The 26,878-nt window shown below is 47.5% G+C and carries 25 protein-coding genes; 10 read left to right on the top strand and 15 right to left on the bottom strand.

Translation table 11 applies throughout. From position 1 onward, the window contains the following. Positions 1-77: 77 nt before the first annotated feature. Positions 78-1,085: a lipase family protein gene (locus LFX17_RS19460; RefSeq protein ID WP_238748704.1), complete on the bottom strand. Its 1,008-nt coding sequence runs from the start codon at positions 1,083-1,085 to the stop codon at positions 78-80. 51 nt (positions 1,086-1,136) lie between these two features. Between LFX17_RS19460 and LFX17_RS19455 the strand changes: the two genes are divergently transcribed. From LFX17_RS19455 to LFX17_RS19445, 3 genes are all read left to right on the top strand, one after another. Continuing rightward, positions 1,137-1,544, top strand: coding sequence for a hypothetical protein (locus LFX17_RS19455; RefSeq protein WP_238731847.1), 408 nt, complete (start codon positions 1,137-1,139; stop codon positions 1,542-1,544). Then, a complete protein-coding gene (locus tag LFX17_RS19450; RefSeq protein ID WP_238748703.1) occupies positions 1,532-2,950 on the top strand; it encodes a UTP--glucose-1-phosphate uridylyltransferase in 1,419 nt (472 codons plus the stop codon). Before LFX17_RS19455 ends, LFX17_RS19450 begins: the two co-directional genes overlap by 13 nt. A gap of 103 nt (positions 2,951-3,053) precedes the next feature. Continuing rightward, entirely contained in the window at positions 3,054-4,406 is a 1,353-nt protein-coding gene (locus tag LFX17_RS19445; RefSeq protein ID WP_238731845.1) for an EAL domain-containing protein, read from the top strand. Positions 4,407-4,479: 73 nt separating this feature from the next. On the opposite strand, the gene LFX17_RS19440 is transcribed toward LFX17_RS19445, so the two are convergent. The 14 genes from LFX17_RS19440 to LFX17_RS19375 form a co-directional block, all read right to left on the bottom strand. After that, positions 4,480-6,879 carry a C1 family peptidase gene (locus LFX17_RS19440; protein WP_238748702.1) on the bottom strand — a complete coding sequence of 800 codons (2,400 nt, stop codon included), beginning with the start codon at positions 6,877-6,879 and terminating at the stop codon, positions 4,480-4,482. A gap of 12 nt (positions 6,880-6,891) precedes the next feature. Beyond that, the gene (locus LFX17_RS19435; protein ID WP_238731843.1) at positions 6,892-7,350 is read right to left on the bottom strand and encodes an LIC_20196 family exoprotein; all 459 of its coding nucleotides are present in this window, start codon (positions 7,348-7,350) and stop codon (positions 6,892-6,894) included. A gap of 181 nt (positions 7,351-7,531) precedes the next feature. Further along, positions 7,532-8,170: an energy transducer TonB gene (locus LFX17_RS19430; protein ID WP_135570505.1), complete on the bottom strand. Its 639-nt coding sequence runs from the start codon at positions 8,168-8,170 to the stop codon at positions 7,532-7,534. A gap of 19 nt (positions 8,171-8,189) precedes the next feature. Beyond that, entirely contained in the window at positions 8,190-8,594 is a 405-nt protein-coding gene (locus LFX17_RS19425) for an ExbD/TolR family protein (protein ID WP_135570503.1), read from the bottom strand. Between the two features lie 18 nt (positions 8,595-8,612). After that, positions 8,613-9,227 carry a MotA/TolQ/ExbB proton channel family protein gene (locus LFX17_RS19420; protein ID WP_238731842.1) on the bottom strand — a complete coding sequence of 205 codons (615 nt, stop codon included), beginning with the start codon at positions 9,225-9,227 and terminating at the stop codon, positions 8,613-8,615. A 97-nt stretch (positions 9,228-9,324) separates the two neighbouring features. Further along, the gene (locus LFX17_RS19415; RefSeq protein WP_238731841.1) at positions 9,325-9,843 is read right to left on the bottom strand and encodes a hypothetical protein; all 519 of its coding nucleotides are present in this window, start codon (positions 9,841-9,843) and stop codon (positions 9,325-9,327) included. Then, positions 9,843-12,416 carry a TonB-dependent receptor plug domain-containing protein gene (locus LFX17_RS19410; protein WP_238731840.1) on the bottom strand — a complete coding sequence of 858 codons (2,574 nt, stop codon included), beginning with the start codon at positions 12,414-12,416 and terminating at the stop codon, positions 9,843-9,845. The genes LFX17_RS19415 and LFX17_RS19410 overlap by 1 nt, the downstream gene beginning before the upstream one ends. An 8-nt stretch (positions 12,417-12,424) precedes the next feature. Then, complete coding sequence (locus tag LFX17_RS21080) at positions 12,425-13,009, bottom strand: hypothetical protein (protein ID WP_406600721.1); 585 nt, start codon at positions 13,007-13,009, stop codon at positions 12,425-12,427. Then, positions 12,957-13,610 carry a hypothetical protein gene (locus LFX17_RS19400; RefSeq protein WP_238748700.1) on the bottom strand — a complete coding sequence of 218 codons (654 nt, stop codon included), beginning with the start codon at positions 13,608-13,610 and terminating at the stop codon, positions 12,957-12,959. Before LFX17_RS19400 ends, LFX17_RS21080 begins: the two co-directional genes overlap by 53 nt. Then, complete coding sequence (locus LFX17_RS19395) at positions 13,582-13,956, bottom strand: LIC20211 family lipoprotein (protein WP_238732078.1); 375 nt, start codon at positions 13,954-13,956, stop codon at positions 13,582-13,584. Before LFX17_RS19395 ends, LFX17_RS19400 begins: the two co-directional genes overlap by 29 nt. Positions 13,957-14,263: 307 nt before the next feature. Further along, on the bottom strand, positions 14,264-15,316 hold the full coding sequence (gene meaB / locus LFX17_RS19390; RefSeq protein WP_240009332.1) for a methylmalonyl Co-A mutase-associated GTPase MeaB: 1,053 nt from the start codon (positions 15,314-15,316) through the stop codon (positions 14,264-14,266). A gap of 14 nt (positions 15,317-15,330) precedes the next feature. Further along, the gene (gene scpA, locus LFX17_RS19385) at positions 15,331-17,529 is read right to left on the bottom strand and encodes a methylmalonyl-CoA mutase (RefSeq protein WP_238748699.1); all 2,199 of its coding nucleotides are present in this window, start codon (positions 17,527-17,529) and stop codon (positions 15,331-15,333) included. Further along, positions 17,526-19,412, bottom strand: coding sequence for a methylmalonyl-CoA mutase family protein (locus LFX17_RS19380; protein WP_238748631.1), 1,887 nt, complete (start codon positions 19,410-19,412; stop codon positions 17,526-17,528). Before LFX17_RS19380 ends, scpA begins: the two co-directional genes overlap by 4 nt. 88 nt (positions 19,413-19,500) lie before the next feature. After that, positions 19,501-20,490: a TerC family protein gene (locus LFX17_RS19375; RefSeq protein ID WP_238748615.1), complete on the bottom strand. Its 990-nt coding sequence runs from the start codon at positions 20,488-20,490 to the stop codon at positions 19,501-19,503. An 86-nt stretch (positions 20,491-20,576) separates the two neighbouring features. Here LFX17_RS19375 and LFX17_RS19370 point away from each other — a divergent pair, with 86 nt between their 5' ends. The 7 genes from LFX17_RS19370 to LFX17_RS19340 all read left to right on the top strand — a co-directional run bounded on the left by LFX17_RS19370 (position 20,577) and on the right by LFX17_RS19340 (position 26,819). Further along, positions 20,577-21,203: a lysoplasmalogenase gene (locus tag LFX17_RS19370; protein ID WP_238731833.1), complete on the top strand. Its 627-nt coding sequence runs from the start codon at positions 20,577-20,579 to the stop codon at positions 21,201-21,203. A 62-nt stretch (positions 21,204-21,265) separates the two neighbouring features. Then, positions 21,266-22,150, top strand: a complete 885-nt coding sequence (locus LFX17_RS19365) for a ferritin-like domain-containing protein (protein WP_238731832.1) — start codon at positions 21,266-21,268, stop codon at positions 22,148-22,150. An 8-nt stretch (positions 22,151-22,158) separates the two neighbouring features. Then, positions 22,159-23,316, top strand: a complete 1,158-nt coding sequence (locus tag LFX17_RS19360) for an aminotransferase class V-fold PLP-dependent enzyme (protein WP_238731831.1) — start codon at positions 22,159-22,161, stop codon at positions 23,314-23,316. Between the two features lie 199 nt (positions 23,317-23,515). Beyond that, a complete protein-coding gene (locus LFX17_RS19355) occupies positions 23,516-24,460 on the top strand; it encodes a bile acid:sodium symporter family protein (protein ID WP_238748613.1) in 945 nt (314 codons plus the stop codon). Positions 24,461-25,079: 619 nt separating this feature from the next. Then, a complete protein-coding gene (locus LFX17_RS19350; protein WP_238748611.1) occupies positions 25,080-25,415 on the top strand; it encodes a hypothetical protein in 336 nt (111 codons plus the stop codon). Continuing rightward, positions 25,406-26,125, top strand: a complete 720-nt coding sequence (locus tag LFX17_RS19345; protein ID WP_238748609.1) for a hypothetical protein — start codon at positions 25,406-25,408, stop codon at positions 26,123-26,125. Before LFX17_RS19350 ends, LFX17_RS19345 begins: the two co-directional genes overlap by 10 nt. A gap of 13 nt (positions 26,126-26,138) precedes the next feature. Then, complete coding sequence (locus LFX17_RS19340) at positions 26,139-26,819, top strand: LA_3478 family PerA/PerB upregulated protein (protein ID WP_238748607.1); 681 nt, start codon at positions 26,139-26,141, stop codon at positions 26,817-26,819. Positions 26,820-26,878: the final 59 nt, after the last annotated feature.

Below are 26,878 nucleotides of genomic sequence, written 5' to 3'. Positions count from 1 at the left end.
TTTTTTAATTTTCTAATTTCTCGGATGCGTTCAAAACGACAATAAACTTGCTTTAATTTCCCTTCAGGAGATTTCGTCTAACGTTTCTTCTTTTTCGGTGCGGCTTTCGTTTTGGTTTTGTTCTTTGCCGCCGAAACGACTCGTTTCGTTTTAGCGGAGTTTGTCGGCTTGGAATCCTTCGACTTAGAAGTCGCCTTTGTCGCCTTGGTCTTGTTAGACGACTTGGACGCCGGTTTTACGGTCGGCTTCCCTTTGGATTGCGAAACGTTTTTCGACTTCGCGGAAGAATTCTTCCCTTGCAAAGTCGGAGAAGAACTTTGTTTCTCTTTGAGTGAAGAAACCGTACGCGACGACGATAAAACGACCTTCTTTTTCGCCTCGTTCAAAAGCGCGTTCTTTTCCGCCTCGATCGAAGCCGCGCTCGGATAATGAAAGACGAGATATTCCAAGATCGTTCGGATGTTTTCCGCTTTTCGAACTTGATTGTAATTGCCCGGAATGTCAAACCACAGATCCCGTTCTTCTCCGTAAATGGAAGAAGACGCCGGTAAAAAAATAAATTCCTTCAAAGGCGCAAGAGGATGAAAACGATCCATAAATAAAAACGTCTTAAACAATTCCTTCAAATACGGAGAACCGTATCGAAGACCCGTACCCGGAAGAATCGTAAACAAATGACTTCCACGGAACGGAGTTCCCAAAGTAATCAAACCTCGGATCTTTTGACGACTCCGATCGGGAAGGAGCAACGTCAAAAGACCGCCGGTGTTATGAGCGATCAAAACGGATTTGGGCGGAATCTGATCCATCTGCTTCGCAAGAATCTCGACCGCTTTTTTGGTGCTCCAGAAAAAAGGGGGAATTCTTAAAATTCTCGGTTGATAACCCTTCGCTTCCAGAGCGCGGCGCAGCTTGGAATAAAACAAAGCCCCCGAAAGATATCCGGTTACGATGTAGATATCCCCTCGTGCGAGATTCGGGTCCGTGCCGGTCGGAAACAACGAAGAGATTACAGAAACGATAAATTCTAAAATTTCCGAAAGGAAGTAGAAAAACGTTCTAAAAGCGGATCTGATTTTTTTCATGAGAATGGCTTGAAGTTATGGGGTGAAAAGACAAGACTGTCAGAGTCTTTCATGAAAACAAAGAAGCTGATTCTTTCCCTTTGGATTTTTTTCATCCTCCCTTCCGCTGTCTATTCAAATATACCGACGCACTCCGGGATGGAGAAAAATTTCAAGGAAGCCTGGGGAAAAAACTTTCCCGTTCCTTACGCGAGACTTTTGAAACGGGATCTAACGGGAAAGGGCGTTCTCGTTTATAAAAAAACTCCCGAACGAACCGTTTATATTTATACGTATCTCGTCTTTCTTCCTCTTTACACGGAAAACGAAGAAGTTGCCAAAGAAATTCCGGGTAAAGGAAGAGAAGTAAAGGTGAAACTCTTCTACGAACCTTCGAACCCGTCCGAGAAATTCTCGATCGAGTTCACCGAGTTCGACGAACAATACAACAGCAAATCGGTGGTGCGATGGATTCGATGAAAACGAAATCGGAGGAATTGATCCGAAATAAAATGTCTTCCGAAGGGATGTCGCAGACCTTCATTCAGGACTTTTTAAAAAAGACGGACCAGGTTCGAAACGGGGAAACCGGCATGGTTCGTTGGGAAGAAGTAAGCGATCTGGACCCCGCAAAGGACGAAATCACCCTCGAACAAATCGAAACGGAACATTCTCCCGATCCGGAAATTCTCAAGAACTTGGTCGTCATCAAATTGAACGGTGGACTCGGAACGTCGATGGGGCTTTCCGGTCCCAAATCCCTCATTCCTCTCAAAGACGGAATGTCGTTTCTGGAAATTTTCGCGAAACAATCGCAGGTCATTCAAAGCAAGTATAACGTGTCCGTCCCGTTGATCCTGATGGACAGCTTCAACACGCAAAAGGAAAGTCAGGCAGAACTGAAACGGATCGGATTCTCGCAAAAATTCGCGACTTCCTTTCTGCAACACAAGGTCCCGCGGATTCTGAAAGAGGACTTAACACCGATTCGGTGCCAAAACCCCGATGACGAATGGTGCCCTCCCGGCCACGGAGACATTTGGATTTCCCTTTTGGAAACGGGACTGCTTGATACCCTGATAGAAAACGGCTACAAAATCGCATTCGTATCCAACGGGGATAACTTAGGTGCTACGGTTCATCCCGGAATTCTTTCCTATATGTTAAAGGAAAAGCTGGAATTCTGCATGGAGATGACTCCGAAAACTCTCGCGGACAAAAAGGGCGGGGCGATCTATCGAAGAATCGTAAACGGAAAACCGGAAAACTATCAGTTGCTCGAAACGGCTCAGGTTCCTGCAAATCACATGCACGAATTCGAAGGGCTCGGCAAATTCAGAACCTTTTCGACGAACAATCTTTGGATCGATCTTGTCGCTCTGAAAGAAAGAATTCTTCAGGGAAACTTCGAACTTTCTTTGATCGTAAATCCGAAAACCGTGGAGGGAAAAGAAGTTCTGCAACTCGAAACCGCGATGGGTTCCGCAATCCGCAATTTCAATCGCGTAAAAGGAATCATCATTCCGCGGGATCGATTCGCTCCGGTGAAAAAGTGCGAAGACTATTTGGTCCGCAGATCGGACGCATATCATTTGCGCGACGATTATTCCATCACCATGTCGGAAGAGAGAAAAAAATCGGCATTAGGCGAAGTTTTGATTTCATTGGATGACAAATTTTATAAGAAGATTCAGGATTTTAACCGTCTCTTTCCGGAAATTCCTTCTTTAGTGCGCTGCACTTCGCTTCAAGTCAAAGGAGAAGTGCTGTTTGATCGAAAAATCACGATTGTGGGTGACGTAACGATTGAGAATAACGGCTCCTCGCCTCGTAAGATCTCGGAATTGAATTCAGGAATCTTAGAGTCCGGAAAATATTCCTTTTAGGCTTTACAAAGAAAATCGTCCATCGGATCTTTTTATTAGAACCTTCTTGATGGACGGATTTCAAATCCGCATTCCAACGGATCTTTTGAATACAAAGGCTAAAATGACAACTTCTAAAAGTCCGAAGATCCGCTCCTTTGACGAGGGGGAGATCGAACAATTTAAAAACGTATTCATCAATGAAAACCGCGGGAAACCCATCGTTCTTCTCCGGTTTCAAGATATAAAGTCCTTATCCTTTCTCGATTTTCTTCAACTAGTTCCCACCAAAATCTCCGAGTTGCATCCGGGCGCGGAAAATCATTATTCCTATTATTGTTACGGGGATAAGAAGAATCTACTGATCGGAGTGGCTCCGATTCATACGACGGGCTCCAACGGGTTTTTAAACTTCGATTCGGTGCTCGGGCGTTTCCGCGAGGTTTCGATCAAAAGCGGATCGATGAACTTCGATTTCGGGATCGCAAGAACGCAGTGCAATTATATCTCCTACGTGGACGAGATCTTTCACGAACTGGAAGTTTCTTCTCTCAAGAATTTAAAAGACAATCTCATTCGTTGGAGTTGGACCTATCTCAACCGGGTCAACGATTACTTTGCCGGTGAAAAAGCGGACGCGGTCATTCAGCCGATCATCCACTACAATCACAAGACGCACATGTATTCCATGAAGGGCGGAGAAGTATTCGTGGGCGGAGAAGCTTACGCGGGTTATGCGGACCTGATCCGCGATATTCCTCACGATCAGGATTTGAACCGGATCGAACTTTTGATTTTGGAAAAGCTGACCATGTGCTGCAACGGAGCGCCCGGTCTTCTGAAGTTCAACATTTCTCCTCAGACTTTGATCGATACATTCGATACGGACGAAAAGGTCACGCGCTTTCACAACCTTCTTCTCAATCAAAACTTGAATCCGGCTCTCGTGAGAATGGAACTGATCGAAAAGCCGTATGAAGAAGAAAATATCACTCTGAAAAGCGTCTGCAAGCGGTTCTGGAATTTCGGAATCAGTTTTGCGGCGGACGATTTCGGAGTCAAAAGTCAGAGCCACCAGATCGTTTTGGATTTGGGGGAAATGATCAAGGAATTCAAACTCGATCCGATCAGTTTCAAGTTCAAAGCCGATCAGGATCTTACTAAATTCTTGGACAACCTTGCGTTTATCGATTATTGCAGAAGACTTTCGGACAACCGGGAAGCGATCATCACGGCGGAAGCCCTCGAAGATATCGATTCGCTCAACTTTCTCATCACGCACCAAGTATATTACTTTCAAGCCAATCTTTTCTGTACGAAAATTTCCATCGAAGAATATAAGGAAATCTTTAAGGACATGCAGAATCTTCCCGAAGCGGTCGTGAACAAGATTTTGAATTCGGAAGAACTGCTTCTAAAATTAAAGGAAAAAGGAAACATCTTCAAGCTCGCCAAAGAACTCGAACTCATGCCTTAAAGTCGGGAATCCCGCCGGTCGATCGTCGACGGGCGGGATTCGATCGTGTTTCGAATGTTGCAGTTTTCCTAAATCATTCTTTCAAGAATGAAAGATTCGATTTTTGATTTACGATGCTCGGATCCTTCATCGTAACCGAAAGTGCGTCTCCGGTTTTTTCGATTTCGATCTTGAACTTTCCGTCCTTATCGATGATCGGGGATTCCTCCACGTATTTTCCTTCGAAGATCTTCTTCTTGTTGAACTTAACCGTATAATTGACGTTATCCGAGCTTTCGATCTCCAGAAGAACCTGACTCACGCCGTTGCTTCCGTCCCACGCCATCGCCGTCCAAGGTCCTTTGAACTTCTCCAGTGTGGAATCTCCGCCGAAGGTTCTTTTCTTAGGAGCGGTCACGGCGGTAGAAAGTACGGCGGAAACCGGCAACGAGTTCCCGCTTTCTCCGCCGAGATCGGTCTTGGAAGTAACGGAATACAAAAAGAGAACTTCTTTTTCGGGAACGTCGGCTACATACGAATTCTTATTTCCCGCAGAAGCCAAAAAGGTCCATTTGGATTCCCCTCGCTTCTTGCGAAAAACATAATATTCGGATGCGTCCTTGGTTTTATCCCAAGTGAGGCTGATCTTCCCTGCCTTTGCGTCCAGAACCCCTTTGAGGTTTTCCGGAGAAGGTAGTTTTACTCCTCTTTGTTTGTTCGGATCCGTGAATCCATATGCGAAACTGGAGAACGGGCCGTTCTTTCCTTCCAAGTTCACCGCGGTTACGGAGTAATACGCGTACCGTGCGGGAAGATTCTCATCGATGAATTCTTCCGCTCCGGTTTCGGAAATTTTTTCCCAAGCGCCGCCTCCGATCCAACCGGACTTCACGTATCGAAAGATGTAATACTTCGAAGCCCCGGAAACCTTTCGCCATTTCAACTCGATCTTATTCTGATACGAACCTCGACTCGCGGTCAACCCCAGAGGTTTTGCGGGAGGAGTTTTCGGTTGCGCGGTAAATCCGCTCGCAGCGTCCGAAGGTTCTCCCGTTTTGCCGCCGAGTTTTGCGGAAACGACGTAGATTTCGACGACACCTTTTCGCGCGGCGGAATTATCCACGTAATTGTTGATCTTGGAATTTCCGATCGGGTTATACCGTTTCTGAGTTTTATTCCATTTAAAAATCTGATATTCGGAAGAAGCGTCGCCCGGTTCCCAGGTAAGTTCGATCTTATTATCGTATTGTCCTTGCGTCGCTTTCACTCCGAGAACTTTCGGAGGAGGTTTTAATTCTTCCGTTTTCGCGAAACCTACCACTTCTCCTTGAGACAAATCGGAAGAGGAAGAATCCGTCAGCGTAAGAATCTTATATCGATACGCGAGATTCGGTTGAACTCCGTCGTCATTGAAGCTGTTCGTTCCGGACAAACCGATCTTTGCAAAACCCGAATCTCCCGGACCCTTTCTGTGAATCTCATAACCGATCGCGCCGGGAACGATTTCCCAGTTGATCAAAACCTTATCGGTAAAACTTCCCTGGGAAGCGGTGATCGACGCGGGTGCAACCGGATTGGAATCGCTCGCAACGCTCGTCGGTTCCGGCGTATTGGAATCGGGTTTGCCTTGATCGCTTACCGCTTCGACTTGATCGATCATCACAAACGCGCCTTGGCAGATTCGAGTAAACCAGCGATAATCGATATAACCGTATCCTTGATCGCCCCAATCCGTTCCCCAAGAGTTGATGAACTTCACCGCGTTTTTAGAATCGTCGTAACCGACAAGAGCGATCGCATGACCTCCGTAGGTTTTACCGAGTCCGTCTTTGTAGATTTGATTTCCTTTGATATTGAAGAAATTCTCATATACCAAAATTCCTGCAACCACCGGCTTTCCTTCCGCCAATTGCGCTTTGATCTCGCTCATATCGGTCGTCTTCACGCGTAAGAATTCTTTCGCCTTGTATTTTGCGGCGGCTTCGATGGCGGCTTGCGGGGGACGGGCCCTATAATCGGCGGGATTGTAAGGCATGGTTTCCCAAGGAGCCGCGCCCATTTCCACCATCACGCGCATCGCGTCGGAGATGAGAGATCCGTTGTCCCTTCCTCCGTTGATCTGATTGTAGATAAACGCGGGAGAAAAAACTTTGCTGTAGTCCGGAGTTCCGCCGTTTGTCCGCAAAGACCAATTCTGGGAACTTTTTCTTTCGATGTATTCCTGGAAACTTTTCGTCGCGTAAGCCGTGGACCAAGCGACACAGCTACCTTGTTCGCCTTGATTTCCGACCGGAGGCATGGAAGAGGACAAGTCTACGCTGGAAGCAAGACCTCTGTGAGAGATTCCGTACGGATTCGTTTCCTTCAAAGAAGAAAGAAGTTCGGCGGATTCCTGTTTCATTCCGAGACCGCGCACGGAAGGTTGAGCGACAACGGAAGAATACGCCGTGAACAAAAGAACGGAAGATAAAATAGTATATTTTAAAATTCTCATATACGTTTCCTCTTACTCTCCTTTTTGAGCCTGAATCGTTTCCCGGATTTTGTCCTCGGTCTCTCTGGAATATTCCTTAAACGCGAAAGGATGCGGTTCGTAGAGAGCGATCAAGGAGGACTCGATGCCCTTGCTGTCTTTTACGGTTTTCTGATTTAAGAATAGGATGTAATCTCCTTCCGGAGGAGCGGCCTTCAGCCATTTTCCCAAAAGTTCGGGGAAGATCATAAAACCGATTTCGAATTTAACCGGAAGTTTTTCGGCGCCTTTCCAAGGTTTTAAAATTTCAACGGTGGCGGTCACCGAAATCGAAGTTTCGGAAATTTTTTTCTCGCGGACGTTCGTGATCCGAGTCAACGCGATATAATCAGAATTCTTAACCTGAGTTTCGAGCGTGGGAGGAGTGGGTACCGACCAAAGCGGCAATGTGATTATAAGTAAACCGATCCAAGCAAACGCTTTTAGATTCATCTTTGTCTCCATCTGGCCGATTCTTTTCGACCAAGGGTGAAGTATCGGCCTTCAAATGGACACCGCAAGAAATTTTTTAATTTTTAAAAGCGGATGCGTATTTCGTTTCTTTCCAAAGAATCGAAAAAATTTCGCGAACGGGAACTTTATAAAACGAACTTTCGAAGATCGAAGGAGAAATTCAATCTTCGAGATTGAAGGAAATCGGAACCCGATGCGACATCTTGGTCGGTCTTCCCTGAACGTATCCCGGACTCCAACGAGCCAGTTTCACGATCTTGATAGCCGCTTCGTCGAAGCCGAATCCCGCTTTTCCGGAAGCGATCTTGGCGCCCTGTAAATTTCCTTGTTCGTCGATTTGTACGATCACCACGACTTGTTTGGAAACAATCCCGGCCGATTTCGCCTGCGGAGGGAAAAAATCTCTGAGATCAAAATCGATGATCGGAGTCGGAGTTTTATCCCCGTTATAAGAAAATAAGAATCCGTCCTTATCGGTTCCGTTTCCGGAAAGAGCGTTCGGATTGAGATCCTCGTCGATGGGATCGTCCGCGTTTTGGTTGGAACCTTCCACCCATTCCTGTTTTTCGACCGGAGCGGGAGAGGACGTTCCTCCGATCAATTCGGGGGGAATGTCTTCCAGATCGACTTCCACGTCCTGAGCTTCCAAGTCATCGGAAGAAATCTCCGCCTCGGGAATGTAAGTCGCGATGAAATACGCTCCGATCGTTAGAGAATGCAGGGCAAAGGACGCAATCAGACAAAAACGGAACAATCCGAATTCGACGATCTTCTGTTTGATTTCAGGAACGCTTACCATTCTATCTTTCCCGTTTCGTCTAACGTTTTACCGAAAGAGCAATTTTTGTGACGCCCGCTTTGCGGATCACTCCCATCGTTTCCGCGATTTTCCCATACGGAAGGGAAGAATCGGCCGAAAGAGTCAGACGCATGTTCGGTCTGATCTTGGAATCCCGTTCGAGATGTGCCTTCAACTTTTCGATCGAAGTATCCGCTCCTTCCAAAAGAATCTTGCCGTCCTTGGTCAAAGCGACTTGAACCGATTGCGCGACGTTCGGGTCCGCGGCTTCCACTTTCGGAAGGTTGATGTTGATGGATTCTTTTTTCAAAAAGTTCGCGGTGACCATAAAGATCACCAGAAGAACCAGAATCACGTCCACCATCGGAGTGATATTGATGTTGCCTATTTCTTCTCCGTCGCCGGAGGGAGCAGAGCCTGCCATATTCGAATTCTCCTTATTCTATTTCTTGCGAGAAAGACTTGCAAGAAACTCTCTGGAAAGAATCTCCAAATTTGCCTGAATCACTTTCAACTTACGGGTAAAATAGTTGTTCGCCATTACCACGGGAATCGCAACCCCCAGACCGGCCGCGGTCGCAAGAAGTGCGGTGGAGATACTTCTCATCACAAATTCCGCTCCCGTGCTTCCCAGAGTTCCCAATCCGTAAAAAGCCTTGATCACACCGAGAACCGTTCCTAAAAGACCGATAAACGGAGCGTTGTTTCCGAGAGTATTCAGAATCGGAAGATGATTTTCGAGTTCGACTCGTTCGCCGATGATTCTTCCTTCCTGCAATTCCGAAAGAGCGTCGTGACCGACTTCGTACTGCTCCGCGGAAAACTGGGAAAACTTCGCGTAGATGTTTCCCGGATTTTCGGAAGCTACGGTTTTCACCGCGCTGAAATCTCCCTTTCTGATTTCGGAAGTTAAGATGGGTAGAATTGCGTCCGTGTTTCTAAGACTTCTGCGAAAGATAAGAATTCTTTCGGTGCCTACTGCGAGAGCGACGATACTTGCTACGAGCATCACTATAAAGATGAACGTCTCGCCGTATTCAACTAAATACATAGTCATAATTTTGGATCCTCTAAATATTCTTTATTTTTTAAAACCGACATCAAAGTCACTCGATTTTCACGGTGTTCTTTTTCGAGACTTGTTAACTTGTTCCTCATTCTCCCGAAATACTCACGCAGGTCTTTGTACAGGAAAACGTTCCGGTGGAAAGTCCCGATATCTGAGAAAGCCCGCCTTCTCCGCAGGTTCCCGCGGAATTTTTATTCACCCAATACGAACGGTTGCAATCCATCACGCAGGCTTTCGCGCGGGGAGTAAACTTCGCGAACGTCGCGGAATTCACCAGGTTATTGCAAAAATTCTGATACGTTCCGGCGGACGCGTCGCCTCCGCTGAATAAAGTCACGATCGCAAGTTCGGAAAGAGGAGTAGGAAGGTCGGGAGCCTTATTCAGACAAATCTGTGCCGCCTGCAAAGAAGCGATACAAGACTGAATCGGGTCCGTAGGCGGTAAAAGTAGATACTGAAGAATCACTCGCTTCTCATTGTCCCGATTGAAACTGTCGTCTTCGTTCGGAAGGTTGTTACAGTTCCAGATTACGTACACGATTACAAAAACGTTAAAGACGTTTCTTACGATTTTTTTAAGAAGAGTGAACGGATTCCGTTTCATTAGAACTTCACCTCGATCCCGATGTTAAAGAAAGGAATGACCGTTCCGCCCGGAAGCGTAAGCGTTCCGAACGTCTGCGACGGTTTCGGGTTGGTCGCAGAGTAAGGGCGCGTAACGTCGAAGTCTTGTCCGGCGACGTTCTGCCTCATATACACGTTGATCACTTCGAAGAACGTATTTACGTAACCCCATTCGTAGTTTAAGAATCGGTCGATCCGAATGTCCAATCGATGATAGTCCGCCATACGTTTCGTGTTCGTATAATCCGCGAGATACGGGTTGTTCGCGGAGGTCGGAATCCAAATCGTTTGATTGTTGGCCGGATTGGAAAATTTACCGCCGTCGTCCCCGACGATCGGAGTGATCGGCATGGAAGTCAGATAAGACCATCTCGCTCCGAACTGCCAATCCTGACTGAATCTCCAACCGAAAACCATGTTGATGATATGAGTTCGGTCGTAGTTGTATAAGGTTTCTTTCGAGTTGTGATAGGTCTGCGCAAGAAGCCTTTGTTCAGGTCCGGTCGCAACGGGAGCCATGATTCCGTCGGGCTTATAAATATTAGAATTTCTGAATGTTTGCGACCAAGTGTAGGAAATCCATCCGAACCAATCCCTCGTTCCGGGAGCCGCGGTTTTACGGATCACGAATTCGTATCCTCTGGAATGACCCGTTCCGTTGTTCGAATAATTCAGAGGTTTGTTCAAGACGTACGGCTGCAATACTCTTCCGTACTGATCCGCGTTCTTTCCGATAAAATCGGTGATGTACGGATCGTCCACGATCAGGTTGGAGAATTCCTGTTTGAATACTTCTCCCTTGACCTGCCAATCGGAAGTGACTTGTTGATCGATCCCTCCGCCGTATTTGAATGCCTTTTGAAACTTCAGGTGAGGGTTTCCGCTTTCTTCGGAGAATTGAGTACTTAACGGAAAGTTAAAGTGTTCTCCCGCTCCTCCGAATACGGTGGTTCCCTTTCCGATTCCCTCGAACTTGTAGGAAAGTTGCGCCTTAGGACCCAAAGCCCCGTTTTTGATATAAGGAATGTAATCGTATCTCGCGCCCGGCTCGAACAGCAAACCGCCGAACTTGAACTTCATCGTAGTATAAGCGTTGTAGTATTTGCTTCGTGCTCGGTTCGTATCTTGCACGGTTCTAAAGTCCGGACTTGCCGTGTCATACGGGTTCGGGTCGGGGTTGTTCGGATCGGTTTGTTGAATCGTGCTTCCCGTCGTTTTGTAATTCAAGAAACGGACTTCGGAACCGAACTCCAGCGTAAAGTGCTTGTTCGGATCCCAATACGCGTCTTGACGAATCCCGTTGTAAGCCCCGCTCGCCCTTTGCTTTCCTTTGATGGAACCCAAGGAAACGTTGTAATCCACGAACGGATCGTAACTGATGACCGTAATCCGATTGGAGAAGTTTTCGATCGGTCTCCAAGTATAACGAATCGCCTGCGTGCGATAACCCTGACCTGCGGAAAGATTTCCACCCGCAAACGCCGCGAGCTGATCCTTGGTAGGATCGTTCTGCGGTTTGGCGGGAGGATTGAGCGCAAAGTCGTCCTTTGCGGTCAAAGAATACAACGAGATCTGATGTTGATCGTTGAAGTTATATACCATCTTCACTTGAGAATCGGTGTAGCGCGGAAGACGAACTCCGTCAGGAAGAAGACTTCCCCCCGACATGGTGCCTAACGTCTCGAACGTCTTGTCGATATAACCGACTTTCACCGCGCCGAGAATATAACCTTTCCCTCCCGCAAACGTTGTCTGGTAGTTCGCGGAAGCCGCCCAAAGAGAAGTCAAAAAATTTCCCTGGGAACGTTCCACCTTATCGGGAGATTCGATTTCGATCACCCCCCCGAGTGCGTTGTTGAAGTTCGCGGGAAGAACGCCCGTGTAAACGTCCATGGACTTGATCAAGTTTCCGTTGATCGTCGCGGTCAAACCGTCGAAGTGAAACGGATACAAAATCGGAAGATCGTCGTAGAGATAAAGGTTCGTATTGGGGTCAGCGCCTCGGAAAACATAGTTGCTCGCACCGCCGCCGAACGCGGAAACGGGAACCACGCCCGGAATCGTTTCGATCGCACGAAGAGGTTCTCCGAATGTACCGGGCATTCGTTTGATTTCTTCGAAGCGAAGTTTGGTACGGGACATGAGTTGTTTTTCCCGTTCCCCCGTAACGTTGATTCCGCCTTTGGAAACTCCGCCGCCCGCTGTAGAAGCCTTGTCCGTATAAAGAACTACGGTTTCGGAAGTATCTCCTACCTCTTGCCGAATTTCCTGCATCCCCGTGTCTCTTAAAATCCGAAACGTATACGTTCCGGGAGAAGGGACGACCGCTTGAAAGTAGCCTTCCGCATCGGTCTGATAGAATTTCTTGGTTTCCGAAAGACGAACGGTAATGTTCGCTTCTCCCGCGCTCTTATTGCGGGAAAAGACGCGGCCTCGAAAGGAAACTTCCGCAAAGACCTCCGCCATCGGAATCGTAAGAAAAACGAAAAATAAAAACGGAATCCGTTTTCCAAACTTGACGGCTCGTTGTGTGGATCGTTCGAACATCTTCATCGTTTGCCTTACTGTATTTTAGTTTTTACGAATGTTTCCTGGAAGTTGAGATACCAGGGAATATCGTCGAGAGGTTTGTCCACGTAGAGCAGAACACAGGCGAAAGGATAAGAAACAAAAGGACATTCCGATCTTGTGATCGCGATCGTGCAAAGATCCAGGTTTTTTTGCTGAACTTCCTCGAATATAATCGGGAATGGCTGAGGAATCGGCGTTCCGCATTTGTTCGCCAAGTAACTCGCAGCGGCATACATCTGACTCTGCGAATCTCCCGCGGAGACGACTTCCGGTCGCACGCAGTTCTGAGCGAAAACGAGCGCGGTTAAAATCCAGAACAACGGAAGAATTCTCCCGTTCAAAACGAAGGGTTTCGTTTTGAAAAAGAAAATCGGTTTGTTCAGAATACTCCGAAAATACGGCCGAAGGTTCGTCGCAAAGCCGCATTTCCGAAAAACATTCAAAAAATGGAATGTTTCAGCCTTCGCCGACGGGCGGCCCGAAAGAACATTCAAAGAGTTGAATAAACGATGTAAGAGCATATCAATCCTTCTTTTTCCCGCCGACGGAAATTCCGCCGGATTCCTGACCCGCATTGGAGGAACGTTTTCCGCCGCCTACGCTGATCCCCCCGGAAGAAGATTCCGATTTGGATTTTTCATCCTGAGATTGGGAAGCGGAAGTTTCCGCGGCTTCTTTCTTGCGCTGTTCTTCCAATCTCAGTCGTTCGGATTCTTCCTTGTTGCCGATCACGCTTCCTTTTACTTTCAAAACGGAAACCGTTCCCAAAGGAAACATAACGTGCGTTTCGTGCCAAACCTTGATGCCCACAAGACTTCTTCCGCCGGGAACCTTCTGGACCGCCTGGCTCATCGCATAATCGATGCTAATCGGATTCGTGATCGGAATCAAACCGAACACGAAGAACGTGGAGGATTCTCCCTCCGCTTCTTCCAGAATATCGTAGCCGCTCGAGCGGATGATCGTTGCGGATTCGTAAATACCCGGGGAACGCACGCGTCCTCCCGGTTCGAACAAGGTCGCGCCCATACAATTCCCGAAAACGCAGAAGATCAAAACCGCAATTAACTTTATGAAAAACGAATGTAGTTCCGAAGCGGAAAATCCGGCGGATCCTTTTCCGCCGAAAAACTCCTTTCGAGTTTTTCTATCTTCTTTTTTTACCGTTCTGGTCATTTTGATCCTCGAATTTGATCGCTTCCGCATTGATATGCAGTCTGTTGATGGTGAGGAAAAGAAGAATGTATTTATCCGTCCAATAACGGATGTTGATGAGAGCGTCCGCTTCTTTTTCGGTCAACATCGCGGTAACGACCTTATCGATCGGAGGTTCGGAAAGAGGAACTCCCACGATCGCGATGTCGAACGTGTTCCAAGTTTTGTGACCTTCGACCGGACCGATCACCTTGTATTTGCGGTCCGCGACGGGAATATTACTCGTGGCGATTCCAGCCGACGAAGTCGCGCAGTTCGCCAAAATCAGGGAAATCAAAAATACGGAGAGAATTTGAAAAGCTTTCACGGTACCTGCCTGCAACCCAAGTTCGCTGATAATCCCGAGACGTTCTTTTTGTTTTTCTTGTCTCAAGAACAGTATATCTACCAGATACTATCTGTCAGATATACATGCAAGAATAAATTTTTTCCTAGGCGAACCGGATCGAATCCTTTTGATAAATTGTATTCTTCATTTTCCGAAAGGAATGACAATCTCATAGAAAAAAAGTTCCGTTTTGGGAAAAAATAGGATTCGAAAAAAGAGGCTTTTGAGAGGGGTTTTCCCTATGTTTTGGGAACAAATCCCGGCTTGGAAAGGTCCGAGAAAAAATCTAACCGTACAAACGTTTGCGGTATTCCGCGATCAACTTCTCCGCGGCTTGAAAGGAACTGATTCGGTGACGGCTAACTTTGTCCTCGAGTTCCTCGTAAAGATCCTTCATGCGCGTATAAAAATCGCTCATCAAATGTTCGGAAACGGTTTCTTCCAACCAATATTTGGCCTGGTTCGTTCTTCGAATCTCGAAGTATCCGTTTGACTTTACGGTTTTTTCATATTCCTGGATCTGCTTCCAAATTTCTCCGATTCCTTCTCCCGTCAAAGACGAGCAGGAAAGTACTTTTGGAACCCAAGTATTTTCATGAGAAGGAAAAAAGTGAATCGCGGATTGAGTTTCGATTCTCGTGGCTTCGGATCTGATTTTGTTGTCTCCGTCGGCTTTGGTCACGGCGAATAAATCCGCCATTTCCATAATACCTCGTTTGATTCCTTGAAGTTCGTCTCCGGCTCCCGCGATGAGAAGAAGCAAGAACAAATCCACCAGGGAATGAACCGCCGTTTCGGATTGTCCGACACCGACCGTTTCGACGATGATCGTATCAAAACCCGCGGCCTCGCAGAGATAAATCGTTTCTCTCGTTTTACGCGCAACGCCGCCTAACGAATCTCCGGAGGGAGAAGGGCGGATGAACGCGGATTCGTTTCGGGAAAGCTCGGACATTCTTGTTTTGTCTCCGAGAATACTTCCCCCCGAGATTTGACTCGAAGGATCGATGGTAAGAACGGCTAACTTTTTTCCCTGAGAAAGCACGTGCATTCCGAAGGATTCGATGAACGTACTTTTTCCGACTCCGGGAATGCCCGTGATTCCGATTCGGATCGATTTACCGGAATGAGGAAGACATGCGTCTATGATTTTTTCCGCGAGTTCTTTGTGATCGGCTCGCGCGCTTTCGACGAGCGTAATCGCACGGCTGAGCATCACTCGATCTCCTGCGAGAATTCCTTTTACGAATGCTTCCGCGGAAGGAAGCGGCTTTCTGGAAATTCCGGTGGATCGAATTCCTCCGCTCGAAGGATTCCCGGTTTGTTCTCCGGAGCTCAAAGACGATTCTTCCCTTAGGCGTTTACTTTAGAAGTTTCTAAATCTTTGATGAGAAGTTCCAGAATGTCCGCGGCCGCCTTGGAAATTTTCGTTCCCGGTCCGAAGATGCCCGTAACTCCCGCCTTGTAGAGAACGTCGTAGTCCTGCTGTGGAATCACTCCGCCGGCAATGACCATGATGTCTTCTCTTCCGAGTTTTTTCAACTCGCCGATCACTTGCGGAACAAGGGTTTTATGACCCGCCGCCAAACTCGAAACTCCGAGGATGTGTACGTCGTTTTCCACGGCTTGCCTTGCGGCTTCCGCCGGAGTTTGAAAGAGCGGTCCTATATCGACGTCGAATCCCATATCCGCAAAACTCGTCGAAATCACCTTCGCGCCTCGATCGTGTCCGTCCTGTCCCATCTTGGCGACCATGATTCTCGGACGACGCCCTTCCAACGTTGCGAATTTATCCGAAAGCGTTTTCGCGCGTTTGAAATCCGGATCGTCTTCGATTTCCGAGGAATAAACTCCCGAAATCGAACGAATCGTCGCCTGGTATCTTCCGAATACTTTTTCCATAGCGTACGAAATTTCGCCGAGCGTCGCGCGTTTGCGGGCCGCGTCCACCGCGAGAGCGAGAAGATTTCCGTCTCCGCCTCCCGCACATTTTGTGATCGCTTCAAGCGCGGCGGTCACGTCGGCGTTGTTTCGATTTTTTTTGAGTTCCTGCAATCTGCGGATCTGGGATTCGCGGACGGCAGTATTATCGATATCTAATATATCTAACGGCTTTTCCTCGACGGCCTTGTATCGGTTGACTCCGACGATCACATCCCTTCCGGAATCGATCTTAGCCTGTTTGCGGGCCGCGGCTTCCTCGATTCTCATCTTTGGAATTCCGGTTTCGATGGCCTTTGCGATTCCGCCTAACTTCTCGACTTCTTCGATCAGTTCCCAAGCGCGGTGCGCGAGAGAATGCGTCAAAGATTCCACATAATACGAGCCGCCCCAAGGATCGACTACACGATGAATGTTTGTTTCTTCCTGCAAAAAGATCTGCGTGTTTCTTGCGATTCTCGCGGAGAAGTCGGTCGGAAGAGCGATCGCTTCGTCGAGCGCGTTTGTGTGAAGCGATTGTGTGTGACCCAAAGCGGCCGCCAAGGCTTCGATACAAGTCCGCGCTACGTTGTTGAACGGATCTTGTTCGGTCAAACTCCAACCCGATGTCTGGCAGTGAGTTCGGAGTGCGAGCGACTTTAAATTCTTAGGATTGAATTGTTTTACGAGCTTCGCCCAGAGAAGACGACCGGCGCGCATCTTTGCGATTTCCATAAAGTGGTTCATACCGATCGCCCAGAAAAAGGACAATCGAGGAGCGAACGTATCCACGTCCATTCCCGCCTTGATTCCGGTTCGAAGGTATTCCAAACCGTCCGCGAGGGTGTAGGCGAGTTCGATGTCGGCTGTAGCTCCGGCTTCCTGCATGTGATAACCCGAAATCGAAATCGAGTTGAACTTGGGCATGAAATCGGACGTATATTTGAAAATGTCCGCAATGATCTTCATCGAAGGAGCGGGCGGATAAATGTAGGTGTTCCGCACCATGAACTCTTTGAGAATGTCGTTTTGGATCGTTCCGGAAAGTTTGTCCGCGCTGACTCCTTGTTCTTCCGCGGCTACAATATAAAACGCTAATATAGGAATCACGGCCCCGTTCATCGTCATCGATACGGACATTTGATCCAAAGGAATCTGATCGAAGAGAATCTTCATATCGAGGATCGAATCGATCGCAACCCCGGCCTTACCGACGTCGCCGACCACACGTTCGTGATCGGAATCGTATCCTCTGTGAGTCGCGAGGTCGAACGCGACCGAAAGACCTTTTTGTCCGGCGGCTAAGTTTCTACGATAAAATGCGTTCGATTCTTCCGCGGTGGAAAATCCAGCGTATTGACGGATCGTCCAAGGTTGTTGGACATACATCGTAGAATACGGTCCGCGTAAATACGGAGGAATTCCCGCGGCGTAGTCGAGGTGTTCCATCTTAGCGATGTCTTCCGCGGTATAAACCGGTTTGACCGGGATTTTTTCGGGAGTATTCCACAGAGTTTGTTCGATGGAACTAAACCCTAAATCACCGAGCGCGGATTTTTCCCAATCGGATTTGGAAATTTTTCCGTTGCCCTGTGGCGCATAACGTTTGCGATCAAAACTCGGACGTTTCATTGGATGCCCAGCCTTTTCTGAATCGATTTCAAAGTTTCTAAATGTTGGGATTTGACGTGGATGAAAAATTCGATCCCTTTGGATTTCAGAGAATCGATCTGTTCGGTCGGATTTCCCGCTACGATTCCGATCAAATTGGAATTTTGTTTTTTCAAAACCGCAAAGGTAGAATCCACAAAACCCACGACTTCTTCGTCGCTCGTGCAGAAGACCACGATGTCGGCGTTCGTTTCTTTCAAACCTTGCGACGCTTCTTCCGGTGTCGCATAACTTCCCGGATCGATCACCTTGGTTCCCGCACAAGCGAGAAAGTTTTGGGAAAAGATCGCGCGCGCCTTTTTCATCTTGAGATCGCCCATCGGCAAAAGGAGAACGGTCGGAGTTTTACCGGATTTTTTGGCGAAGGCTTCCGTTTTCAAACGGATCTCTTCGATTCCGGCTCCGGCTCTAAAGTCGGCGATCGTTTCGCAGACGATTTCGCCCGCCGCACTTTCGATGTCGCCTAACGCACCGCGCAGATTCAATTCGGAAACGGAAATTCTATCTTCTCCGTTCGGATATTGATTGGTTCCGAGTAGAATCTCTTTTCGATTCGCAAGGTTCTCTTCCTTTTTCTTTCTGGACTCGGAGATCTTTTTTTGAATCATTCCTTTTTTCGCGGCTTCGAGAAATCCGCCTGCGGATTCGATCTCGCAGAAAATTTCCCAAGCCTTTTTGGTGATCGAATCGGTGATCGATTCCAGATAATACGAACCTGCGGCCGGATCGACCACCTTGTCCACGTGGGACTCGTGTTTCATCAGAAGCTGAATATTACGTGCGATTCTCAGAGAGAAGGAATCGCTCGTTTTCAAAACGCTGTCGTATGGAGAAACGCTGATCACTTCGCAACCGCCGATCGCCGCGGACATAGCCTCAGTCGTGGCGCGAAGCATATTCACGTTTGGATCATAGGCGCTGTAGTTGTAACGGCATGTCTGCGCGCTTAAAAATGCGTGCTGTGAAGATTCTTCCTTGGCCCCGAATTCTCGGATGATTTCGGCCCAGAGAATTCTCGCGGCGCGGAACTTTGCGATTTCCAAAAAGTAATCGGGGCCGATGGAAAATTCGAACATCAACTGGGAAGCGATCGTATCCACGGACATTCCCGCTTCGAGGAGTTGCTGCACGTATTCCGCCGCAGCCGCCAATGTAAACGCGAGTTCTTCCGAAATCGTGGAGCCGCCGTCCCGGAACGTGGAAGAAGTGACCGACAAACCTCTGTAATGCGGCCAAGAAGACGCGAATGTTTCCAAAATTTCTTTGAGGCCCGCAATGGAATGTTTTCCCGATCTTCCGTGTTTGAGAAGAATCCGAAACGGATCGTAACCGAGTCCGCCCACAAGAACCTTGCCCTTCGGAAGCCAAGAGAAAATTTCGGGAGAACGTTCTTCCGCGATAAAGTGAAGCGTCACCTGATCAAAAGGGAGTCCGTCGATGAGAGCTTCCAAATCCTTTGCGGAGTTCACCGGAATTCCGCGTTGTGGAGTCGTTTTGTTTTCGATGATAAATCCGATCGCCGTAACTCCGTTGTTCGCGGCTTCTTTGGCCAATCGATTGGCTTCGGAAACGCTCGGAGAATCGAAGTCCTGACGAATGCTCCAGTCCTGCACGAGCTTGCGGGTCGATCTCGCATACGGGAAGGTTCCGGGAAGATTGGAAGTCAGCCACTGCTTGTCGGCGATATCGTCTTTGGTATAAACGGGTTGGATCTTAAATCCTTCCGCGGTTTCCCACACTAACTTCTTCTCAAAGTCGGCGCCTTTGAGATCTTTTTGAATGAGTGCAATCCAGGATTCCCGAGTGACAGGCGGGAAGTCCGTAAATAGTTTCTGGTCTGCCATTTGATTTTTTCTCTTTGATCGAGACTTTTACAAGGCTCTCTTTCTAGGGAACCCTGCAAGACTGGCGTGTAAAGTCAAAAACCCGTCCTCAATTCTCATTTTTGGTTTTGAGGTAATGGGGAATCGATGCCAAAATCGAAAGTGTAAGAGTTCCCACAATCACCCCTAAAGAAACCAATATCGGAATGTGAATCTCGTGTCCGAAAACATACGGTGAAAAAAGCGGAAGCAATAACTTCACTCCCACGAATGCGAGAAGAACGCTAACGCCCCGTTTTAAAAATACGAACAATTCCATCACTCCCGAAAGCATAAAATACAGGGAACGCAGCCCGAGGATCGCGAAGATATTGGAAGTATAAACGATAAACGCGTCCGTAGTGATCGAAAAGATCGCGGGAATCGAATCGAGCGCGAACATAATATCGCTGAACTCAACGATGAGCAGAGTGATAAAGGTAGAAGTAAAAACATACTTTCCGTGTTCGATCACGACGAATTTTTCGGGGTGATGCGCTTGACTCATCGGAAGAAACTTTTTCGCGAACTTAACTACGGGAGAAGATTCCGGATGAAAGTCCTCGTCTTCCTGATGGGTAAACATCTTCACAGCGGTATAAAGAAGAAGAATTCCGAACAAGTAGAGAATCCAGTTGAACTGAGAAATCAATCCGGCACCGATAAAAATCATGATCGCGCGGAAAATCAGCGCGCCGATGATTCCCCATTTCAAAATCAGAGGCTGATACTGAGGCGTTATCCGAAACTTTTGAAAGATCATGATAAAGACGAAGAGGTTATCCACCGAAAGGGAATATTCCAAAAGATATCCGGTGATGAATTCGAGGGATTTCGTTTTCCCGCGGTCCGGGTCGTTCGGAGTCTGATCCATCACGTAGATCAAAATGCTGAACGAAATCGCGAGACTGAACCAGAAGAGAGACCAGTAGACGGATTCTCGGAGGGGAATTTTGTGGGCTCTTTTGTTTAATACGAAGAGATCCAAATAAACGAGAAGACCCAAGACCACCGTGAAGATAACGACTAAGACGAATTCTCCCGAACTCCAATATCCCATAATCCCTCTGTGTTTTCCGATTCTTGGGTGACAGAATCGTAGCTCTGTACAAAATTACAATCCCAATTCCCAGAAAGAAGGCTCAGATGATTTTACTCTTATTTTCGATCACCGCTTTGATTCAATTGCTCGTTTCCTATTTTTTCCCGGGCGAAGTCGCTCTCAAATTGGCGACCAAAGTCATACCGATTCTCATTTTGATTTTCTTTTCTTTCTTTGAAGGAAAGTGGAAAGACCGCGCCGGAAAATACGTCTTCGTAGGATTGATCTTTTCCTTGTTCGGAGATACGTTTTTAGGTCTTCCCGGAAACTACTTCGTATTCGGACTCGGATCGTTTCTCGTAGCGCAGATTTTATATTCGATCGGATTCTCCGTTGGAAATCCGGTAAACCTTGTTCGGTTGATTCCGTACTTCGCGTTCGGAATTTCTTTCTACACTTGGATTCTTCCCGGGATCGGAAGTTCTCTTTACGTTCCGGTTGCGGCGTATGTATCGGCCATTTGTGTGATGGGTTGGAGAGCGATCGCCAGAGAATGTCCAAGACCGGAATATTGGAAATCGTTTGCGGGTTCCTCTCTTTTTATTCTTTCCGACAGTCTAATCGCGATGGGAAAGTTCGCGGGGCTTCCGATTCCGATGATCGGAACGTGGATCATGCTGACGTACTACGCCGCGCAGTTCCTCATCTATGAATCCGTGGAAGAAAATTAAATAATTATTGATTCAGTCCGTAACATACCTAAGATAGCTAAGAAATCGGGAGGAATCTTATTATGAATATTAAACCTTTAAAAGAAACGACATTTTTGGAAGCGGTAGCGGCCGCGATCCAACACGAAAAAGATTACTTCGAATTTTATATGAGCACGTATGAAAAACTTCCTCCCGGAGACACAAAGGAACTTTTCGAAAGACTCGCGGAAGAAGTGGACGATCATATCAAGTTCATCACCGAGTTGTACGAACAAGCGGAAGGATCGGAACTCCCGAACCTGAAACAACTGACCGCGATTCACAAATTTCACGAGACGACTCTTCAAAAACTGATGAACAAGGTGGAGAGAACCATTTCCGGTCCTGGAACGAAGGACGCGCACGAGGCGCTCGAACTTGCGATCCGCGAAGCGGAGAACTCCGTTTCTTTCTATGAAAAACTCGCGAACAAATTCGACGACGTGAACATCAAATCTCTTTTCACGAAACTCAAGGACTACAATCACAACTATCAGTCTCTTCTCGAAACGGAATTGAACGGATTGGATCAATCCGGTTCGGGACAACAAGGAACGTTTTTTTGGGACGAACAAGCCGAAGAAGTTGCGAAGGCGGAATCCAAACCTTCCAAGGCTCCATCCGTTCCGAAAAAACCGAAGGCCGCAGCTCCGACTTCTAAACCTGCGCCTGCCGCGAAACCCGCTCCCGTAGCTAAATCGACTCCGGCCGTAAAACCCGTCGCTTCTACGGCGTCCGCTAAGAAAGCGGCTCCCGCACCGAAAAAGGCCGCGAGCAAATCCAAACCAGTTGCGAAGAAGGCTGCGCCGAAGAAAAAGGCAGCGGTGAAAAAAGCGGCGGCAAAACCGAAAAAAACCGCTAAGAAGACGGTCAAGAAAGCGGCTCCGAAAAAGAAAGCCGCGGCAAAGGCTAAGAAGAAAAGGTAATCGATTTCATGCAGCCCACCACGATCACCGATTGGAAAGAAATCCAAGATCTGTATCCCGTCAATCAGGAGATGATCTGGTTGAACAATTGCGGGACGACTCCCTGCAATGTGAATACGATCCAAACGGTCGGAGAATATTTGGAAGGGTACGCCCGCAAGGGAGTACTTACCGAAGTGCGCAAATACGCTTCCGTAAAACATACGATTCGAAAGATCGTGGCGGGACTCATCAACTGCGACGTGGAAGAACTGTGCGTCATCCACAACACCAACGAAGGAATGAACTTTCTTTCGCTCGGCTTTCAACTGAAACCGGGAGACGAGATTCTACTGTTGGAAAACGAGTACCCGAGCAATATTTATCCTTGGGAACATTGGAAGGAGAAGGGCGTAAATCTCGGATTCATTCCGATGAGCTCCACACCCGATCAGTTTTTAGAGAACGTTAAGTCCTCCGTCGGGCCTAAAACCAAAATCGTCTCTCTATCCGCGGTTCACTGGTGTACGGGAATGCCTTTCCCTTTGGAGGAAATCGGAACGTTTCTGGACGAGAAGGGCATCGAATTCGTGTTAGACGGAGCGCAAGGTGTGGGACTTGTCCCCATCGACGTCCGAAAAATGAAGTTGAAATACATCGCCTTCCCCGCTTGGAAATGGCTCTTGGGTCCGCTCGGCTTGGGAATGTTGTACATCCAACAAGACCGCATCGACACACTCTCGTTTCCGTTCAAAGGAACCGGCTCCGTGGTCAACGACGAAGTCTATTTACCGTATCGGGCGGAACTCAAACCGGGAGCGGATCGTTACGAGATTTCCAGCGGCAATTTTATCGATTGGGTTTACTTTCAATCCACTCTGGAAATGCTCCAAAAGATCGGATTTCATACGGTTATGGAAAGAATCTACGAGCTTTCGGATTATCTCTCCGAAGGAATGAAGAGCGTCGGATTTCAAATCGAACTCGATCATTTTCCGGACAACAGAACGGGGATCGTAGTCGGGTACAAGGAAGGAATTCCGATGGACGAACTCGTTTCCTATCTCAAGAAGAACGGAGTGATGTGTGCGCTTCGATTGGGCAAGGTCCGTTTTTCTCCGCATATCTATAACCGAAAAGATCAGCTCGATCGGGTTGTGGAACTTCTCGGAAGTTTTCCGGGTTGATTGCCCGAGGATCAATTTGTCGGTAGTACAAAATTTTTCAGTAAAAAAGCGGCCCCACCCTTATCTTGGGTGGAGGGGTGAGGCGGCGGGAAACCGCGAGAAATTTTTCTATATCAGAAAATCAAACTTTTTGCGAGTAGAAACTATGATTCTTGTCGGAACTCCTACAGAAAATCTCTTCTTTTAGTCCTTAACCTTGATGAAGACAAACAAACTGCAGAAAATCGGAGAAATCGGCACGCTGCTATTTCCGGTCTGGGTTTTAACCGGATCGGTTCTGTCCTTTTTCTTTCCCCAATGGTTCACTTGGTTTACCGGGCCTTGGATCACATACGGGCTCGGCTTTACGATGCTCGGAATGGGAATCACTCTTTTACCCCGGGACTTTCGAGACGTTTTTCAAACTCCGGTCCCCGTACTTGCGGGGGTCGTATTGCAATATACGGTGATGCCTTTCTCCGGCTGGGGAATCGGAATTCTTCTGGATTTGCCCGCCCCGCTCGCGACGGGATTGATCGTAGTGTCCTGTTGTCCAGGTGGTGTTGCGTCTAACGTGATTACTTATCTCGCGAAAGGGGATCTTGCTTTATCGGTTTCGATGACCGCGTCTTCCACGATTCTATCGGTCTTTATGACTCCGCTTTTAACGCTCTTTCTCATCGGCAAAGGCGTGGAAGCGTCCGCGAGCGGACTATTCTTGGACACGTTTCAAGTGGTGATTTTACCCGTGGCGCTCGGCGTTCTGCTCAACTTTTATCTCCCGCAAATTTCCAAAAGGATCCAAACGGTTTCTCCGCTCGTCGCCGTTCTACTCATTACGATGATCGTATCTTCGATCTTGGGAGCGGGAAGAGAAAAGATTCTTCAGTCGGCCGGAAGATTGATCGCGGCGGTAGTCGGCCTGCATTCCTCCGGATTCTTTTTCGGTTATATCCTTTCCTGGCTTTTCATCCGAAAACAAAAAACGTCGAGAACAATTTCCATCGAAGTAGGGATGCAAAACTCCGGACTGGGAGTCGTTCTTTCCAGAAATAATTTCCCGGACCCGTTAGTCGCAATACCCGCCGCGATTTCCAGTTTGGTACATTCGCTGATCGGAAGTTTGCTCGCTGCCTTCTGGAGAAAATCAACTCCGAAGGGATAAGGCCGCACCCGCCACGGCGGTCGGGCCACTTCAGGCTCGCGGAGTCCCGCTCGGTCTAAAACGCAAAGATCGAAACGGAAACTCGGCAAAGGAAATTACTTCTCATAAAGCGGATTTTTCAAGCCGCGTTTTAGACCAAGCCTTGCGTGTCCCTTGCGGGTTGTGAACCGGAATGGATCCGATCTCCACCAAAGCTTTACAGTTCAAACTATGTAGGAACTCATACGGCGTTTCTTCCGGAACATTCTATGTTGCTTCTTGCGTTCTTCGAATTCTCCGTCCAATGATCCCGACTTCGTAGGAGATCCTACAAATGATTCGGGAAAGACAGAGAGTTTTGCCGCCAAACTTTGAGTAGATCATCATCGTCTTCTTCTGTTAAACGCAACTTCGTGGGAGATCCCACAAATTTCGAACGCAAAACGAATTCTTTTCCTCAAACTGAAGCAACGCAGATCGAAACTCGGGCCGGATCCTCTCTAATCTTAAACTCACAGAAGCCATAATTTTGATATAAAAAACAAACTAACAAACTTTTAATACAAATATGTCTTTAATTTTTGCTTCGGGAATACATTCCTCAGAAGATGTCAAAAGAACGTTACTCGAGCTCTCCCGTATGAAATTAAATCAGGCAACTTTTCTACCGATTCTGATCCTATCCGTTTTCTGCAATCTTCTATTCGTATATCAGAATCTAAGCCAAACGAGGAACGTCGCGACCCCGATCCCCGAAACGGCGGATTGCAATCCACAAAAGAAAGATTTTCGAGAAAGCGTATCGACCGCGGAAATACTCCCGCATCCGCCCGACTTTCTCGAAGGCAAAAAAATCCGATTCTTTTCCTACACAACCCGCAAGGCAGAAGGCAAGAGATGGATTCTCTTTCAGGAAAAAATCGGAAATCGCAAAAAAGAAACCAAAGTGGACGCAGAGGCGGTTCGATGGTTTTAAAAAATACCGCGCGGATCGTCCTCTTTCTGCTTGTCGTCTGTACGGCCACGGACACTTTTTCGGAGAACGCAAATCCTTCCCCGTTTCGCACCGGAATTCTTCTTTTAAAGGACGGCTCCGCGTTTTCCGGAGAAGTGGGGAAATTCCAAGAATATTATTTTATCCGAAATTCTAAGATCGGGAAAAAAATACCGAAAGAACAAATCGTCGATTTTGTCTCCGAAGAATATTATAAAAATATAAAGAATTCTTCCGCGTTTCGCAGCGCGTGGGAATCGCTTCTTTATTGGAACGCATCGGCCGACACTCAATGGAAAGGTTTTCCGAACGAAAGCGTCGCTCCGAACGGACAATTCGAGAATTCATACACCCTCTGGGTCAAAGTCGGGCTCGTCCTTCTTACCGCCGCGGCTTATGTCGATACGAATCAGCAAAATCAATCCTTAAAAAACTCTTATTCGGGTTTCAACGATAAGGAAAAACATACATTCCAGAATTCTTATACAAGATATCAAACCCTGGCCGCGATTACCGTCGGTTTTTTTACGTTCACGACGATCAAGGCATACGTTCGTTTCGGAAAAAACGAAACCTACAAAGACTTACAGATACAAAACCGGGAATTGAAACCGATCGGAGAAGGAACGGATACGCGATCTTCCTCCTTCGGAATTCCCGCAATTCAACTCGGCATTACACATCACTTTTAAAGGAAGGTCGAACATGGATCAAAACCGAAACATTCAATCTCTAAAATATTCAATTTTTATTATATTTATTATCGTCTGTTCGTTCGCGACCGCAGCCTGCATCAAACCGGGCTCGGGCAAGCTTCCCCCTTTGTTCGCGTCGAATGTTACCCCGTATTCTCCCTCCGACCTGGGCATTCCTACCCCGACGCCGGATTCACCGTTGGCGACATTGCCCGCAATTTCGGATAACGAGCGCGCTTCGATCGAAGAAGCTTTTCGGATGATGAACGAAAACGGCCAATTGGATCAAAAGTTCGTAAAAGAATCTTCTATGGCTTCGAAAGACGTTTTATTCAATCGCCCTTTGTCCGATTCCGAACTGGAAGCCAAAGTGGAGGCGGAACTCAAAGGCCAATCGGTTCCGACTCCCACCTACGGAACCGAACAGCAAATCTTACAGCAAGAAAGCCAAGCGGCGGATGTTTTTTACGGAAAGGTTGCAAACGATCTTCCGGGTATGACCGTGCCTCAACTCATCAAGGTTCGGGAGAACTTTACGTTGAGCTTGGTTATGATTCGGTTTATGATGGATTACGGAGATCCGGCAACCGGCATCCCTACATCGTTTCTGATCATGGCAAGAGAAAAGGCCGTGGCGATCCGGCAGAAGGTAAACTTGGAATTGATCAAACGCGGAGTGAAAAATTTATGAAGTCTTTTCTCTTCGAAAGAATTTTCCCTTTGTGGCAGCCCTATTCGATCGGAATTCTT

This window comes from Leptospira sanjuanensis, from assembly GCF_022267375.1.
Classification (GTDB): Bacteria; Spirochaetota; Leptospiria; order Leptospirales; family Leptospiraceae; genus Leptospira; species Leptospira sanjuanensis.
Note: the sequence above shows the minus strand (reverse complement) of the source record. Positions and strands in the feature narration are given on the sequence as shown.

What these genes read in the sequence shown, in the direction of transcription:
- LFX17_RS19460 (WP_238748704.1), bottom strand. Translation starts at nt 1,085, where the DNA reads ATGAAAAAAATCAGATCCGCTTTTAGAACGTTTTTCTACTTCCTTTCG.
- LFX17_RS19455 (WP_238731847.1), top strand. Translation starts at nt 1,137, where the DNA reads ATGAAAACAAAGAAGCTGATTCTTTCCCTTTGGATTTTTTTCATCCTC.
- LFX17_RS19450 (WP_238748703.1), top strand. Translation starts at nt 1,532, where the DNA reads ATGGATTCGATGAAAACGAAATCGGAGGAATTGATCCGAAATAAAATG.
- LFX17_RS19445 (WP_238731845.1), top strand. Translation starts at nt 3,054, where the DNA reads ATGACAACTTCTAAAAGTCCGAAGATCCGCTCCTTTGACGAGGGGGAG.
- LFX17_RS19440 (WP_238748702.1), bottom strand. Translation starts at nt 6,879, where the DNA reads ATGAGAATTTTAAAATATACTATTTTATCTTCCGTTCTTTTGTTCACG.
- LFX17_RS19435 (WP_238731843.1), bottom strand. Translation starts at nt 7,350, where the DNA reads ATGAATCTAAAAGCGTTTGCTTGGATCGGTTTACTTATAATCACATTG.
- LFX17_RS19430 (WP_135570505.1), bottom strand. Translation starts at nt 8,170, where the DNA reads ATGGTAAGCGTTCCTGAAATCAAACAGAAGATCGTCGAATTCGGATTG.
- LFX17_RS19425 (WP_135570503.1), bottom strand. Translation starts at nt 8,594, where the DNA reads ATGGCAGGCTCTGCTCCCTCCGGCGACGGAGAAGAAATAGGCAACATC.
- LFX17_RS19420 (WP_238731842.1), bottom strand. Translation starts at nt 9,227, where the DNA reads ATGACTATGTATTTAGTTGAATACGGCGAGACGTTCATCTTTATAGTG.
- LFX17_RS19415 (WP_238731841.1), bottom strand. Translation starts at nt 9,843, where the DNA reads ATGAAACGGAATCCGTTCACTCTTCTTAAAAAAATCGTAAGAAACGTC.
- LFX17_RS19410 (WP_238731840.1), bottom strand. Translation starts at nt 12,416, where the DNA reads ATGAAGATGTTCGAACGATCCACACAACGAGCCGTCAAGTTTGGAAAA.
- LFX17_RS21080 (WP_406600721.1), bottom strand. Translation starts at nt 13,009, where the DNA reads ATGCGGGTCAGGAATCCGGCGGAATTTCCGTCGGCGGGAAAAAGAAGG.
- LFX17_RS19400 (WP_238748700.1), bottom strand. Translation starts at nt 13,610, where the DNA reads ATGACCAGAACGGTAAAAAAAGAAGATAGAAAAACTCGAAAGGAGTTT.
- scpA (WP_238748699.1), bottom strand. Translation starts at nt 17,529, where the DNA reads ATGAAACGTCCGAGTTTTGATCGCAAACGTTATGCGCCACAGGGCAAC.
- LFX17_RS19380 (WP_238748631.1), bottom strand. Translation starts at nt 19,412, where the DNA reads ATGGCAGACCAGAAACTATTTACGGACTTCCCGCCTGTCACTCGGGAA.
- LFX17_RS19375 (WP_238748615.1), bottom strand. Translation starts at nt 20,490, where the DNA reads ATGGGATATTGGAGTTCGGGAGAATTCGTCTTAGTCGTTATCTTCACG.
- LFX17_RS19370 (WP_238731833.1), top strand. Translation starts at nt 20,577, where the DNA reads ATGATTTTACTCTTATTTTCGATCACCGCTTTGATTCAATTGCTCGTT.
- LFX17_RS19365 (WP_238731832.1), top strand. Translation starts at nt 21,266, where the DNA reads ATGAATATTAAACCTTTAAAAGAAACGACATTTTTGGAAGCGGTAGCG.
- LFX17_RS19360 (WP_238731831.1), top strand. Translation starts at nt 22,159, where the DNA reads ATGCAGCCCACCACGATCACCGATTGGAAAGAAATCCAAGATCTGTAT.
- LFX17_RS19355 (WP_238748613.1), top strand. Translation starts at nt 23,516, where the DNA reads ATGAAGACAAACAAACTGCAGAAAATCGGAGAAATCGGCACGCTGCTA.
- LFX17_RS19350 (WP_238748611.1), top strand. Translation starts at nt 25,080, where the DNA reads ATGAAATTAAATCAGGCAACTTTTCTACCGATTCTGATCCTATCCGTT.
- LFX17_RS19345 (WP_238748609.1), top strand. Translation starts at nt 25,406, where the DNA reads ATGGTTTTAAAAAATACCGCGCGGATCGTCCTCTTTCTGCTTGTCGTC.
- LFX17_RS19340 (WP_238748607.1), top strand. Translation starts at nt 26,139, where the DNA reads ATGGATCAAAACCGAAACATTCAATCTCTAAAATATTCAATTTTTATT.